The 14,456-nt window shown below is 70.2% G+C and carries 11 protein-coding genes; 10 read left to right on the top strand and 1 reads right to left on the bottom strand.

Features of this window, described 5'->3' with window-relative positions; translation table 11 throughout:
* Positions 1-243 precede the first annotated feature (243 nt).
* Positions 244-4,164: a type VII secretion protein EccCa gene (eccCa, locus tag ACFWMR_RS20890; RefSeq protein ID WP_378379546.1), complete on the bottom strand. Its 3,921-nt coding sequence runs from the start codon at positions 4,162-4,164 to the stop codon at positions 244-246.
* A 170-nt stretch (positions 4,165-4,334) separates the two neighbouring features.
* Between eccCa and eccD the strand changes: the two genes are divergently transcribed.
* From eccD to ACFWMR_RS20840, 10 genes are all read left to right on the top strand, one after another.
* Positions 4,335-5,708 (top strand): type VII secretion integral membrane protein EccD, encoded by a 1,374-nt coding sequence (gene eccD, locus ACFWMR_RS20885; protein ID WP_093937761.1) that lies wholly within the window; start codon positions 4,335-4,337, stop codon positions 5,706-5,708.
* Between the two features lie 4 nt (positions 5,709-5,712).
* On the top strand, positions 5,713-7,119 hold the full coding sequence (gene eccB, locus ACFWMR_RS20880) for a type VII secretion protein EccB (protein WP_378379545.1): 1,407 nt from the start codon (positions 5,713-5,715) through the stop codon (positions 7,117-7,119).
* Between the two features lie 122 nt (positions 7,120-7,241).
* Entirely contained in the window at positions 7,242-7,580 is a 339-nt protein-coding gene (locus tag ACFWMR_RS20875) for a WXG100 family type VII secretion target (RefSeq protein ID WP_378379544.1), read from the top strand.
* 33 nt (positions 7,581-7,613) lie between these two features.
* Positions 7,614-7,913, top strand: coding sequence for a WXG100 family type VII secretion target (locus ACFWMR_RS20870; RefSeq protein ID WP_378379543.1), 300 nt, complete (start codon positions 7,614-7,616; stop codon positions 7,911-7,913).
* A gap of 33 nt (positions 7,914-7,946) precedes the next feature.
* Complete coding sequence (locus tag ACFWMR_RS20865) at positions 7,947-8,378, top strand: hypothetical protein (RefSeq protein ID WP_378379542.1); 432 nt, start codon at positions 7,947-7,949, stop codon at positions 8,376-8,378.
* Between the two features lie 6 nt (positions 8,379-8,384).
* Positions 8,385-10,523, top strand: coding sequence for a hypothetical protein (locus ACFWMR_RS20860; RefSeq protein ID WP_378379541.1), 2,139 nt, complete (start codon positions 8,385-8,387; stop codon positions 10,521-10,523).
* On the top strand, positions 10,498-10,872 hold the full coding sequence (locus tag ACFWMR_RS20855) for a YbaB/EbfC family nucleoid-associated protein (RefSeq protein ID WP_093937756.1): 375 nt from the start codon (positions 10,498-10,500) through the stop codon (positions 10,870-10,872). Before ACFWMR_RS20860 ends, ACFWMR_RS20855 begins: the two co-directional genes overlap by 26 nt.
* Positions 10,873-10,878: 6 nt before the next feature.
* Positions 10,879-12,861, top strand: a complete 1,983-nt coding sequence (locus ACFWMR_RS20850) for a hypothetical protein (RefSeq protein ID WP_378379540.1) — start codon at positions 10,879-10,881, stop codon at positions 12,859-12,861.
* Between the two features lie 9 nt (positions 12,862-12,870).
* Entirely contained in the window at positions 12,871-13,188 is a 318-nt protein-coding gene (locus tag ACFWMR_RS20845) for a hypothetical protein (protein ID WP_093937754.1), read from the top strand.
* Positions 13,189-13,284: 96 nt separating this feature from the next.
* Positions 13,285-14,391 carry a hypothetical protein gene (locus ACFWMR_RS20840; protein ID WP_378379539.1) on the top strand — a complete coding sequence of 369 codons (1,107 nt, stop codon included), beginning with the start codon at positions 13,285-13,287 and terminating at the stop codon, positions 14,389-14,391.
* Positions 14,392-14,456: the final 65 nt, after the last annotated feature.

Below are 14,456 nucleotides of genomic sequence, written 5' to 3'. Positions count from 1 at the left end.
CTGTTTTTTTTTTTCGTCTTCTCCGTCCTCTCTCCCCAATCCGCGGTGGGGGTTTCCCAAACCCATTTTACTTTAAATTCTCCCCCCAGATGGTGGATCCCGCGACACCGACATCGGTGCGGTGAAAGCGAAAAGGACGGAGCCCCGGACCCCGCAGCGGGTCCGGGGCTCCGCGGCGGCAGGACCAAGCCGCCGGGAAAGCCCTTCCGCCGCCGATGGGGGGAGCAGCGACGGAAGGGCGGGTCACTTCGCGACGAGCGCCGCCTCGTGGGCCGAAAGCGCCGTCTGCACGACGGTCGTGCCGCGCCGCGTGGCGTACTGCGCCCGCCCGGGGGTCAGGACGCGCGGCCGCACCTCGCCGAACACGATGCCTTCCGAGAGCGGGCACGAAAGCAGCATCATCGGCGTGTTGACCTCGACGAGCCGCCGCAGCAGCGGGTCGTTCGCGCCGCGGCCGATGCCGTTGGCGCCGCGGGCCACGATCAGGTGCAGGCCCAGCGCGTTGCCCTGCGCCAGCGGGTCGAACAGTTGCTGGAACAGGGAGTTCGACGACGACGCCACCATGTCGTAGTCGTCGATGAGCACGAACACCTGCGGTCCGGTCCACCAGTCGCGCAGCCGCAAGCGCGCCGGGGTGATGTCCGGGCCGGGCATCCGGGTCTGCACCGCCCGCGCGACACCGTCGATCATGTCGTGCACCGAATCCCCCGACACCGCGTAACCCAGCTGATAGTCCTTGGGGACGGCGTCGTACAGGCCACGGCGGTAGTCGACGGTGATGATCCGCGCCTCCTGCGGGGTGTACCGCCGCGTGATGCCGTCGATCACCAGCCGCAGCAGGTTCGTCTTCCCGGATTCCACGTCGCCGACGACCATCAGGTGCGGGTTGTCCTCGAAGTCGTGCCACAGCGGTTCGAGCCGCTGGTCGTCCAGGCCGAGCGCGACGCGCACGTCCGCGTCCGGCTCGGGGAGTTCGGCCCGGTCCAGGACCGGCGGCAGCATCCGGACCGGCGGAGCGGACGCGCCGGGCCACGCCGCGACGATCCGGTCCACCAGGACCTCGACGTGTTCGGCGACGTCGCGGTCCACCCCGTCGATGGACGGCAGCGCGGTGAGGAAGTGCAGTTCCTTGTCGGTCAGGCCGCGGCCGGGGATCTTCGGCACGGTCGCCGCCGCGCGCATGTTGATCACCGAATCGACCGGGTCGCCGAGCCGCAGTTCGAGCTGCGTCCCGACGAGATCCCGGACCGCGCTGATGATCTCGCTCCACCGGCTCGACGCCAGCATCAGGTGGATGCCGTAGTTGAGCCCGCGCGAGGCCAGCTCGACGAACGTCGGCAGCAGGTCCATGAAGTCCTGCCGGATCGTGGACCAGCCGTCCACCACCAGGAAGACGTCGCCGTGCCGCTGGTCGGCGAACTCGCCCGCCGCCCGTTTGCGCCGGTAGGTGGCCATCGAGTCGATGTCGTTGTCGGTGAAGAACCGCTCCCGGCGGGTCAGCAGCGCGGTGACCTCGCCGATGGTCCGGTGGATGCGTTCGACGTCCAGCCGTCCGGTCACCCCGCCGACATGCGGGAGTTTCCGCAGGCTGGTCAGCGTTCCGCCACCGAAGTCGAGGCAGTAGAACTGGACCTCGGCCGGGGTGTGGGTCAGCGCCAGCGCGGTGATGAGGGCCCGCAGGGCCGTGCTCTTGCCGCTCTGCGGCCCGCCGACGATCGCGACGTGCCCGTCACTGCCGGCCAGGTCGACGAGCAGCGGATCCCTGGCCTGCTCGAACGGCCGGTCGATCAGTCCGATCGGGACGGTCAGCGCGCCCCGGCCGGGCCAATCCCGTGCGGTGAGGCCGTATTCGGCGGTCTCCACCAAAGGCGGCAGGAGTTCGTCGAGGGAACTGGGCGCGTCCAGCGGCGGCAGCCAGACCTGGTGCGCGGGCGGACCGGCGTCGCGAAGCCGGTCGACGGCCAGTTCCAGCAGGCTCGGCACCGAACCCTCGGGTTCGTCGAGCACCGGCTCCGGCTCGGGCACCGGTTCCTCACGGGCGGCGAACTTCGAGGTGAACGGCACGATCTGCCGTGCCACCACCGCTTGCTCGACGTTCCGGCGGGTCACCCGGTGCGGACCGGAGACGTAGGCCGCCTTGAACCGGTCCAGCGCGGCGGTGCCGCTCTTGAGGAACCCGTTCCCCGGATCGGACGGCAGCTGGTAGGCGTCCGGCACCCCGAGCACGCCGCGGCTTTCCATCGCCGAGAAGGTGCGCAGGCCGATCCGGTAGGACAGATGGGATTCCAGCTGGTGGATCCGGCTTTCGTCGAGCCGTTGCGAGGCGAGCAGCAGATGGACGCCCAGCGAGCGGCCGAGCCGTCCGATCATGATGAACAGGTCCATGAAGTCGCGATGCGCCGAAAGCAGCTCGCTGAACTCGTCCACCACCAGGAACAACGTCGGCAGCGGATCGAGCGGGGTCCCGTTCGCCCGCGCCCGTTCGTAGTCGAGCGCGGAGCTGTAGTTGCCCGCTTTGCGCAGAAGTTCCTGGCGCCGCACCAGTTCCCCGTTGAGCGCCTCGCGCATCCGGCCGACCAGCGCGGCCTCGTCGGCGAGGTTCGTGATCACCGCCGAGGTGTGCGGCAGCCCGTCCAGGCCGAGGAACGTCGCGCCACCCTTGAAGTCCACCAGGACGAAGTTGAGGATCTCCGACGAATGCGTCAGCGCGAGCGCCAGGACGAGGGTGCGCAGCAGCTCCGACTTCCCGGAGCCGGTCGCGCCGATCAGCATGCCGTGCGGGCCCATGCCCGATTGGGCCGATTCCTTGATGTCGAGGTCGACCTTGTGGCCGCCGGGTCCGATGCCGAGCGGGACGCGGAGCCTGCCGCCGGGCCGTTTCGCCGCCCAGCCCGCGGCCACGTCGTAGGTCTGGATGTCGTTGATGCCGAGCATGGCCGTCAGGTCGAAGTTCACGGCCATCGGTTCGGCCGACTTCCGCCGCGCGCCGACCCGGTAGGGCGCCAGCCGCATCGCCAGCGCCGTCGCCGTGTTGAGGCCGATCCCGTCCGGGCGGCCGAGGTCGCCCGCGACCTCCTTGTTGTGCTGATCGACCGTGATCAGTTTCAGCATCCGGTCTTCGAGCCGCAGCCGCAGGGTCAGCGGATCGTCCTGAATGGACAGTGCGGACGACAGGTCGACGAGGGTCGTGTTGCGATAGCCCTCACCGGCGAGCCGGGAGGTGGGCGGAAGGGTGACGCCGTCCACGAACAGCATCACGCAGGGTTCGTGGGCGTCGGGCAGGGCGTCCGGATCGAAACCGGGCCGGACGGCGAACTCGTCACCCATCGCGGTCTCCAGCTCGGCGATGGACTCCACCACCAGCCGGGCCTCCCCGGCGCCGTCGGTCTCACTGGGGTGGAGGTTGTGCGGCAGCCATTTCACCCATTCCCAGGCCGCGCGGCGTTCCGGCGCGGCGAGCACGACGATCCGCAGTTCGGCGGGGGAGTGGAAGACCGCGATATGCGCGATCATCGACCGCGCGAGCGCCCGGATCCGTTCGCCTTCCTCGGTCTTGGCCTCCACCAGGATCCGGGCGAACGACGGCAGGAACACCGCGACCGGCTGATCGGTCACCGTGCCGTAGGCGTGGATGAACCGCCGGAGCGCGTGCGCGGACAGCGGTTCGAGGTCGTCGACGGGCTTGGTGGACAAGGGGTTCAGCCGCCACGCGAGGCGTTGCGGCCCACGCGCGACGCGGATCTCGCCGAAGTCGTCGTCGTGGGCCTCCCGTTCCCACATGCGGGTGGTGCCGGGCAGCGACCACAGCGACGTCGGGTCGGGATGCCGCCAGGCCAGCGCCTGCCGCTGGCTGAGGACCACCTCCCGGACCTTGCGCCGCGACTGGGCCAGGTAACGGAGGTAGTCCCGCCTGGCGTCGTTGAGTTTCTGCTTGCGTTCGCCCGCGCTGCGGCCGAGTTGCCCGATCAGCATGGCCATCGACGACACCGTCATCAGCCCGGCGGCCAGGTAGCTGAACGCGCCGTTCTCGCCCGGCCGGACGAACAGCAGCACGGTCGCCGTCGACGACAGCGCCATCGGCAGGTACATCATGACCGCGCCGGCGCTGCGCTGGACCTCGGGCAGCGTGGGCGGTTCCTGGATACTCAGCTCGCCCTCGGGCATTTCCGGTCCTGGCCGTCGCGGCCCCTTGCGGAATGTGATTACACTCAAGCCCGGATTCCTTCCCTCTCGGACGCGCTGTGGTGGCAGCTCCACCAGAGGAGACGAAATCCGACCACGCGACGGTTCATTCACGATTCCGCGCGTCGGTCGCCCGAGCGAAGGCGTGTGCCATGGCGACCACTTCAGGACTGTGCAAACTCCGAGTCCGCGCACCGGCGACCAGTTTCGAACTGGCCGTCCCGGTGGACATCCCGTTGATCGACCTGATGCCGACGATCCTCGGCCACGCCGGCCACGAGCTGGCGGAGGAGGGGGTGGACCACGACGGCTGGATCCTGCAACGGCTCGGCGATCCGCCGCTGGACCAGGAGTCCACTGTCGACGTTCTCGACCTGCGCGACGGCGAGACCCTGCACCTGCGGCCGCGACGGGAACAGTTGCCCGCCGTTCATTTCGACGACATCATCGACGGGCTGTCCACCGAGGCCCGCGCCCGGCCCGATTCGTGGAGCGCGCAGGCGACCCGGTGGACGATGCTCGGCGGCGTGCTGGCCGCGGTGGCGCTCGGGTTCTTCCTGCTGGTGACCGCGCCCGCCGGCTGGCCGACGCTGTTGTCCGCCGGGGTGGCGGCCTTCTTCCTCCTGGTGTGCGCCGCCACGGCGGCCCGCGCGCTCGGTGACGGTGCCGCGGCCTTGGCGCTGGCGCTGGCCGCCGTCCCGTTCGTCGGGCTGGCCGGTTCGCTCGTCCCGCACGGCCCCGAAGGTCCGGTGCTGACCGGTGCGCGGCTGCTGGCCGCCTGTGTCGCGGGCGCGGGCGCCGCCGCGCTCGGGATGGCGGCGGTGGCGGGATCCGCGGCGGTGTTCGTCTCGGTCGCGACGTTCGCGCTGCTGTGCGCGACCGGTGGCCTGGTGCTGATGCTCGGCGGGGAGTCCGCGTCCGCCTCGGCGACGATCATCGCGGTGATCGCCGTCCTGCTCGGCGCCTTCGTGCCGAGGATCGCGTTCCGGCTGTCCGGGCTGCGGCTGCCCGGTCTGCCGACCACGGCCCGGGAACTGCAGGAGGAACTCGATCCGCATCCCGGTGACGAGGTCGTCGGCAAGGGATTGATCGCGGACGCCTTCGTGACCGCGTTGTTCGCCGCGATCGGCACGGCCTGCCTGGTCACCCTCGAATTCGTGGTCCGCGACCGGTCGTGGCAGGCCGTCACGTTCGCGGCCGTGCTGAGCGTCCTGCTGCTGGTGCACGGCCGCGCGCTGGGCAGTGTGTGGCAGCGGCTCTCGGTGATCGTCCCGGGTGTCTACGGCGTGCTCAGGCTGCTGCTGGCCTCGCAGTCGGATTCGCACAGTCCGCTGCCGATGGTGGCGGGGGTGTTCGCGCTGGCCGCCCTGGTGCTGGTGGCGCGATGGACGCTGCCCGGACGCCGGATGCTGCCGCAGTGGGGCAGGCTCGCGGACCTCGCGGAGACCCTCGCCGCGATCGCGCTGCTGCCGCTCGCCCTGTGGCTGATCGGCGTCTTCGGCTTCGTGCGCGGATTCGGGGGCTGAGACGATGAACGCCAAAACCGATCAGGTCCAGGCACACCGGTTCATGCTGGGCCGGTTGACCTCGGCGCTGCTGCGGGTCGATCCCGACGCGCCGGAAAGCCCGTTGCAGCGGACCTACCGGGGCAGTCTGATCGGCGTGGCTGTCGCCGTTCTCGCCTGTCTCGGCCTGCTGGTGTTCGGGCTGGTCTCCCCGGGCGGGAACAAGTCCTGGCGGGTGGAAGGCGCCCTGGTCGTCGCCGACTCCTCGGGGGCGCGCTTCCTCTACGCCGGCGGAAAACTGCTGCCCGTGCTGAACTTCGCCTCGGCCAAACTGGTCGCCGGGAATCAGCTCGCGGTGAAACACGTCTCCGAGGCCTCGCTGAAGGACGTGCCGCGCGGCGAACCGCTGGGGATCATCGGCGCGCCCGACTCGCTGCCCGCCCTCGCCGTCGACCCGTGGGAAGTGTGCACCACCGTGGATCGCGACCAGGCCGGGCCGACCGCGCTGCGCGTCGGGGACGTGACGGCGAAGCCCCTCGGTGACGACGCCGCGGTCGTCGCGGTCACCCCGGACGGGGCGACCTTCCTGCTGTGGAAGGGCAAACGGCACCGGGTGGCCGCCGACCGCGGCGCGCTCGACGCGGTGGACGGGGTGCTCCAGCCCGCCAAGGTGCCGTCGGCGCTGCTGGACGCGCTGCCCGCGGGCCCGGATTTCGCGCCGCCCGCCATCGACGGACTCGGCGAGGCCGGACCGGCCCTCGGCGGGACGGAATCGCGGATCGGCAGGCTCTACACCGTCGCGGGCGAACCCTCGCAGCGCTACGTGCTGACGAAGGCGGGTCTGACACCGGTGTCCGAACTGGACGCCCGGTTGCTGACCGCCGACCCGGAAGTCCGGCGGGCCGCGTACGGCGGCGGGGACGCCGTGGTGGCCCCGCTGCCCGGCCGGGTGGTCAGCGAGCGGCTCGCGCCGGTCGAGCAGCCGCCGCCCGCGAAGCCGCCGAAGGCCGCGACACTCCACAGTGGACAGAGTCTGTGCGCGCTCGTCACCCCGGACGGCGACGCGCCGCGCACGCAGGTGGCCGTGTCCGACGGGTTCGCCCGGTCCGGGCAGGTGCCGGCGAGCCGGCCCGGTATCGCGGCGCCCTGTTCCCGGATCGACCGGATCGTGGTGCGTCCCGGCGCGGGTGCCCTCGTCCGGGCCTCGGCCGCGTCGGGGCGGGCGGGCGACGCCCTCTTCCTGGTGACCGACACCGGGGTGAAGTATCCCGTCCCTCCTGAAGGCGCGAAGGCGCTCGGCTTCGAGCCCGCCGCCTCGAATGGGATGCCCACCACCCTGCTGAACCTGCTGCCGACCGGGGCCGCGCTGGATCCTTCGGTCCTGCGCGACGGCGGAACGGTGCTGCCCGCGGCCGCGACCTGCGGTTCCTGACCGGAGGAATCCGCGACGGCAACTTCTGCCGGTGGTTCCGCATGGTCTGCCGGGCCCGGAGTTGGTGTCCTTGCCGTGGACCGGTGAAAGTCCGCGACACCCTGAGGAAGGACGAGCGACCGATGACCATGCAGTTCCAGAAGACCGACACGGGGATGAAGGGCGGCATCTCCGCCATCGAGGAGTGCGAATCCTCGTGCAAGACCATCCACTCGGGGGTGACGTCGGTCCGCAGCGACCTGAAGGCCGACTGGCAGGGCGCGGCGTCCCAGACCTTCCTCAACCAGCTCGAGCTGTGGGAGCAGGACTACATCCAGGTGCTCAACATGCTCACGGAGATCAAGAACCTGGTCGGCGAGGGCGACAGGACCATGAACAACGCCGAAGAGGACATCAACCTGACCGCCCTGAACGCGTTCGGCGGCAACGAAGGCAACCGCGTCTACGACGCCCTGACCTGATCACTCCCACCCTGAAGCAGAGAGGAAAAGCTCATGAGTGCCCCCTATGACGGTTTCGCGGTCAGCGGCAACATCCCGCATCTCGCCGAGCGGATGGTCGCGCTGAGCAAGCAGATCGACGGTGCCCTGCTCAACCTGGAGCGGGACATCAAGCCGATGACCAGCACTTGGATCGGTCAGGGCGCCGACGCCTACATCGACCTGCAGCGCCGCTGGCACGCTACGACCACGGCGATGGAGAACCGGTTCACCAAGGGACATCAGACCCTGGCCATGTCCTTCGAGAACTACCAGCGCACCGACAAGAACATCGGGGCGAAGTTGCAGTTCTGATTCCGGGCTGCTTTCGGGAAAGGGAGTAGGGGCGTGGCGGACAAGCCGGACAGCGGCGACATCAAGATCACGGTCAGTTTTCTCAAGGAGTTCCAGTCCGGTGTCCTGCAGAACATGGTCACCGAGCTGGAGTCGAACAAGGACTACGAGGAACTGAGGCTGACCGCGAACAACACCACGGGAAAGCGGCGGCTGCTCGCGGGCGCGGAGGCGTGGGAGCCCGCCAAGTTGCTGATGGACAAGTACGAACTCGCGGGCAAAGGCACGGCACCCACGCTGTGGGCTCAGGTCGAGGTGATCAAGGAACGGCTCATCCAGCTGAACCGGAACATCACGTACGTGGTGGACGTGGCCGAAAAGGGCGAGGACGAGAACATCCAGCTGGCCAACGAACTCGACATGAGCGTGCTCGGTCAGGTCTTCCAGACGAGCCCCACCCCGCCGCCTCCCGGCCCGGGGGCCTGATCCGCGATGACTTCGCCTGGCCCCACCTCGAAGACGCCGTGGGAAGACGCCCTCAACATCTTCGACTGCACGACGGATTCGGGTAAATCCAAGAAGATGCCGCTGCGCGACAGCATCACCGGGATCCAGTGGCTCAAATGGGACGTCTGGGGCAAGCCCGCCGCCACTCCCTCCGCCCCGCCCCCGGGCTGGGACTTCTTCGCGGTGAGCTCCACCTTCTGGGGCCAGTACTGGGCGGCGGCCAGTGCGAACTACGAGGCGTTCACCCCGGTGATGACCCCGTTCTACGACAACATGCGGGACATCCTCGGTTCGATGGAAGGCGCCTACAACACCAACCCGGTGGCGCAACCATGGACGTTCACGAGGGCTTTCGACGCGCTGAACGGGACGAAGACCCTGCTCACCGGCCAGGCCGACGACCTGAAGATCTGGCGGGACAAGGTCGGGAAGAAGGGCGACGACTTCCAGGGCACCGGCGCGGGAGCGTTCGCCGATCTCCTGGACGGGTTGATCTTCAGCTGCAAGGACCTGGTGACCCAGCTGGGAACGCGGTCGAATTCGCTGAACGGTGCCAGTACCTCGGCCGACGATCCCACCACGGCGGCCGACGAGGCCGCGAACGGTCTCCAGTGGGCTTTCACCAAGCTCCAGGAGGGCTACAACAACTGGCAGCACGGTGAAGACATCACCTACAACGCCGGGATCTTCGGCGATCTGAAGGTGCCGCGCAGCCGGCTGATCTGGCCGGGTGGCTGCCTGACGGCGATCTGGACCTGCGACGCGTTCAAGAACGATCTGGAGAACAACCGGTCGGGCTCGGGGAACTTCGCGGGCGGCGAGCACTATCCGAAGAGCAGCCTGATCGGCGCCGACGCCCGGAGTCCGGCGTTCTGGGAAGCGATCATGGCCGCGGCCAGGGGGCTGTGGACCGACCACATCGAGAACACCCTGGACCCGGCGGGCACGGCCGTGCTCACGGAACTCCCCAAGGCCTACGAGGTCGCGAGGATGGCGCTCCCGCAGATCCGGGCGCCGCATCGGCTGAACTTCAACCAGAAACCGCCGACACCTCCGCCGGGTTCCCAGGGGCCGCCCCCGCCGACACCGCCTCCGGGCTCACAGACGGGTGGACCCCCGCCGCCCGGATCGAAGGACGGGCCGCCGAAGATCCCGGATCCTTCCAAGGACAAGACGAATCCCGACGGTTCCACCGGGGACGGCAAGGACAAGAAGGGCCCCGGCGGCACACCCCCGCCGTCGATCCCTCCGCCGCCGGGACCGGGGACTGGCGGCCCCAAGCCACCACCGGCCCCGCCGAAGCCGGACGACCGGCTGACCGCGCCGAAGGGTTCGACCATCGGCCCGGACGGCGTCGTGCTCGGGCCGGACAAGAAGCCGCTGCTCGACTCCCTCGGCAGGCAGATCGTCGTCCCGCCCGGTTCCCGGATCGGTCCCAACGGCGACATCATCGGGCCGAAGGGCGACAAACTCGCCGAAAAGGACCGGCTGGGCAGGCCCGCGGAGACCAAAAAGGACGAAAGCCGGGAGTCGGAACTTGACCGGTACCTGAAGTCGTTGCGCGGCGGCGGCACACCGTCGATGCCGACGCTGCTCAACGGCTCGTCCTCGCCTTCGCCGCTGCCGCAAGGCTCCGCGCCGAGTGTCCACAGTGGTCTGGGCGTCGGCGGCCCCGGCGGTTCGAAGGCGCACGTGGGCTCGGTCGGCTCGCCGGGCGGGCTCGGTTCGGCCGGAGGGCACGACCTGCCCGCGCCGCCGGAGAAACCGGTGACGACCGAAGGCGGTCCCTCGCTGGTCAAGAACCAGCAGGGGACCGGGAACCAGCAGAACGGGATGGGCGGCGTCCCGTTCTATCCGCCGACCGCGGGCGGTGGCGCGGGTGCGGGCGCGGGCGGGGAGAACAAGGGCGAACGCGACCGGACCACCTGGCTGACCGAGGACGAAGAGACCTGGGGCACCGACCCGAAGCTCCCGCCTTCGGTACTGGGCGGCCGCAGGCGCGGCGGCCGGGCCGCGGGACGGGGTGCCGGCGGCTCACGCAACTACGGACACGGAGGACAGGATGGCCGACTGGCTGGAGGATCAACTTCACCAAACCATGGTCACGTTGAGGGAACAGCATGACCGGATCGAGGCGGCGAAAGCCGATCTCGCTTCCCGGACCTCTTCGGCGACCTCGGCCGACCGCATGGTCACGGTGACCATGGACGCGCAGAACTCCGTGGTGGGGCTCAAGTTCAACACCACGCGGTACCGCTCCATGCCGCCGGAGCAGCTGGCGCGGGTCCTGCTCGAAGTGCTCGGGCAGGCCCGGCAGGGCGTGGCGGACACCGTGGCCGAGGTGTTCGGTCCGTTGATGGACCAGCGCGGTGACCTGCGCGCGGCCATGACCGGCACCACCGAGGTCGACAAGATCTTCTCGGAGCTGTGGAAGGACGCGCCGTCCGACGTCTTCGGCAGGGGAAGGGACTGATCCCCGGTGGATCTCGGTGGACCGGACACCAGGACGTGGGTGTGGGAGCAGGCGCTCAACATCTTCGCGCTCGCCCCCGACTTCCCGATCGTGCCGTCGCGTGAGGACGCCATCCGCACCACGTGGCTGACGTGGGGTACGCCCAAGCACATCCGCGGGCCGAGCAACAAGGTGCCGGGGAACCTGATCCACGCCGAGATCATGACGGCCTACACGTCGTACTACGCGGTCGCCGACGCGACCGAAGAACTGAACACGTGGTCGACGACCTTCTTCGCCAACGGCGACAAGATCGTGGACTCGCTGCGGGACGACTCGAACACGGTCGCCCGGCAGTCCGACTTCGTGCGGGCGTCGAACGCGCTCAGCGGGACGGCGGCCTGGCTGACGGCGCAGGTCACCCCGCTGGAGAGCTGGCGGGACAAGACCGGCCACCGCGGTGACGCCTTCCAGGGGACCGGCGCGGGCGCGTTCTGGACCCTGCTCGACGGCTTCGCGCACTCGTGCCGGGACCTCGTCGCCCAGATGAGCCGGGAACGCACGTCCTGGGACGGGCTCCGCGAGGCGGGTGACTTGCTGAAGCACGCCGCGGGCATGTTCGTCGACGGGCGTGCGCGATGGCAGGGAGGCGAAAGTTTCACCTACGACACCGGACTCGGGTTCGCGGTGACCGGGACCGGTACGCAGCTGTCCACGCCGACCGGTGTGGTGCAGGCGATCTGGCAGGCGCCCGCGCTGGCCGCGGACATCGGCAGCCACAAGGCCGACAGCTACTTCGCGGACAACGTCGGGGACAACACCCCGGCCAGCAAGATCCTCGGCGGCAGGTTCAGCGAGACCGGACCGCGCGAAAAGCTGGAGACCGCGGCGAAGAAGGTCTGGCGCGACCACCTCGGCGTCGCCGACAGCTGGGGAGCCAGCGCGGTGGGCCTGCTCGACGCGAACTACCGGGTGGCCATGCGATACCTGCCGGAGCTCCGGACACCGGTCGTGCTCGACTTTTCCGGCGGCAACGGCGACGGCGGCCCCGGGACGGGTGACGGCGGCACGGGCGGCGGCGATGGCGCCGGTCCCGGCGGAGGAGACGGTTCGACCGGGGACGACGGCACGAACCACACCGGCACGTCCTCGGTGCCGCCACCACCGCCGCCGATCGTCCGGACCGGCACCAACGGTTCGGGCGGGGCCGTCCCGCCGCCGATCACGCGGGTCGGCGGCGGCTCGGACACCTCTCTCAAGGTGCCGAGCGGGTCCCACGTGGGTGGCGACGGCACCGTCATCGGTCCCGACGGGAAGCCCGTACTGGGGCCGGACGGCAGGCCGATCATCGTGCCGCCGGGCTCCCGGGTGAACGGGAACGGCGAGATCGTCGGCCCGAGGGGCACCGGCAACCTCGACCAGAAGGACAGGCTGCGCAAGGCGTACCCGGACAAGGTCACCTCCGGGACGGGCGGCGAATCGGCGATGGAGCGGTATCTCAAGTCGTTGCGCCGGACCCCGCCCGCGCAGCTCCCGCCTCTTCGCGCGCCCGACACGCTGCCCATGACGATGTCGAAGTTCGATCCGCAGTCGAACTTCCACAGTGGACCCGGCTCGCTCGGCGCCGGCCGGGTGGGGGTGGCACCGGACGCGTCGTCGTCGCTCACCCCGCCGGGCGGGAAGCCGTCGGCGGGCACCGGACCGCCGACCCTCGGTGGCCCCAAAGGAACGGGGACGGGGAACGGGGTGCCGTTCCATCCGCCTTCGGTCGGCGGTGGCGCGGGCGCGGGCGGTGGGAGCAAGGAACGCGACCGGTCGACCTGGCTCGCCGAGGACGAGGAGACCTGGGGCACCGACCCGACGGTCGCGCCCGGTGTGCTCGGCAGGCGCGAGCGCCGGGCCCGTCGCTCCGGCGGCACCCGGTTGAGCACGAATCCGGGCCGGGACTTCACGTTCGGATTCGGCGAGGGCGATTCCACCACCGGCCGAGCAGGCACCAGCAGCGGATGAGGACGGGACATGAGCGATTTCAGGGCGGATCCGCGGGCCATGCGGAAGATCTCCGAGGGGTACCGGACGGTCGCGGGCGCCATGGACGAGATCAGCGGGCCGGGCAAGGACCGGCTGGCCCTGCTCATCGAGGCCTGTGGTGACGACGACATGGGCGAGGAGCTCAAGACCAAACTCGGTGACCCGGTGAAGAAGATCGAGGAGGCCCTCACCTCGATCACCACGGTCGTGGAAAACCAGACCAACGTCACCAAGGGGATGGCGGCGAAGCTCGCCATGGCCGAGAACGACAACATCGCGAATGTCCACAGAGGACTCAAGCGCTAGGGCGTGTTTCACTTGTGAAACACGCGCCAGCGATCCTCCGGCGGCCGCTCGGGTGCCGCCGGCCAGACCTGAGCCAGCAAAGGAAGCGGGAACACCATGTCCTCGGACGCAGAACAGGCCACCGCCGTCGCGGTCGCCGCGACGGAAACGGCTGCGCCTGCCGTCCCCGAACCGAAGGCGGACAACGAAACCTCGACGGCCCCGGCCACCGAGGCCGCCGCGGCCGGTGCCGTACCACCGGTCGTGGACGCGGGCACGGACGTCGAAGCGTCGCCGCCGGGCCGGATGTCCAAACCGGTGATCGTGGCGGCGGCGGTCGCCGGTGTCGTCCTGGTCGCCCTCCCGCTGGCGTTCAGCGGTCTGCTCGGCGGAGACCCCTCCGGCGAGGGGCCCGAGGCCGCGGGGTACGCGAAGGATCTCCCGCCGGGCGGCGGTTTCGTGCCGGGGCTGGCCGCTCCGCCCGCCGACAAGGGCGGTGTCCCCGCCGGACAGCCCGGCAACCAGCTGCCCGGTCAGGCGGCCGACGGCGTTCCGGCCGGCCAGGCGGGTGCCCCCGCCGAACCCGGGACCGCGGGTCTCCCCGGCGGCCCGCCCCCGGCCGCGGGTGGTGGACCGGCGCAGGCTCCGCAGCAGCACCAGGGACAGCCTCCCGCCCAGCAGCCCCAGGGCCCGCCCGCTCCGCCTGCCGCCAGGACGGTGACCTACGAGGGGACGGCGGGCCGGGGATGCGGTGGTGGCACCGGATTCACCGGTTACGGGGCCTACAGCGACGGCAAGGCGGGCTGGGTGAACCACGGGAACGGCGGCTGCGGCACGTCGTTCGTCTCCATCCCCATGTCCGGCGACGCGAACAAGGACGACACGAGCGCGTATGGGCTGTGGACGTTCAACACCGGCCCGGTGACCACCGGTTCGTGCGCGGTGTCGGTGTTCGTCCCGAACGGCGACGTGACCGAGGTGGGTGGCAGCCCGTCGGTCTACCGCGTGTTCGACCGGTTCGCCGTCGACAAGGGAACCCCGGTCGGGACGTTCCAGATCGACCAGGTCGGCAACCGCGGCCGCTGGGTGAACGTGGGCACCTTCCGGATCAACGGCGCCAAGCTGGCCGTCCAGCTGCTCAACCGGGGCCGTGACTGGTCCGGCTCCGGCAAGACCTACGCGCACCACGCGGCGGCGACGGTGAAGGCCAACTGCCAGGCGTGAGGCCGGCGGCGCGGTGAACCGTCCGGCCCTCGGGCCGCGTTGTCCCCGGTGAACCGCTCAGGAGG

The sequence above is a fragment of the Amycolatopsis thailandensis genome, from assembly GCF_042723255.1.
In the GTDB taxonomy this organism is placed as follows: Bacteria; Actinomycetota; Actinomycetes; order Mycobacteriales; family Pseudonocardiaceae; genus Amycolatopsis; species Amycolatopsis thailandensis.
This window is presented reverse-complemented; position numbering and strand designations above follow the sequence as displayed.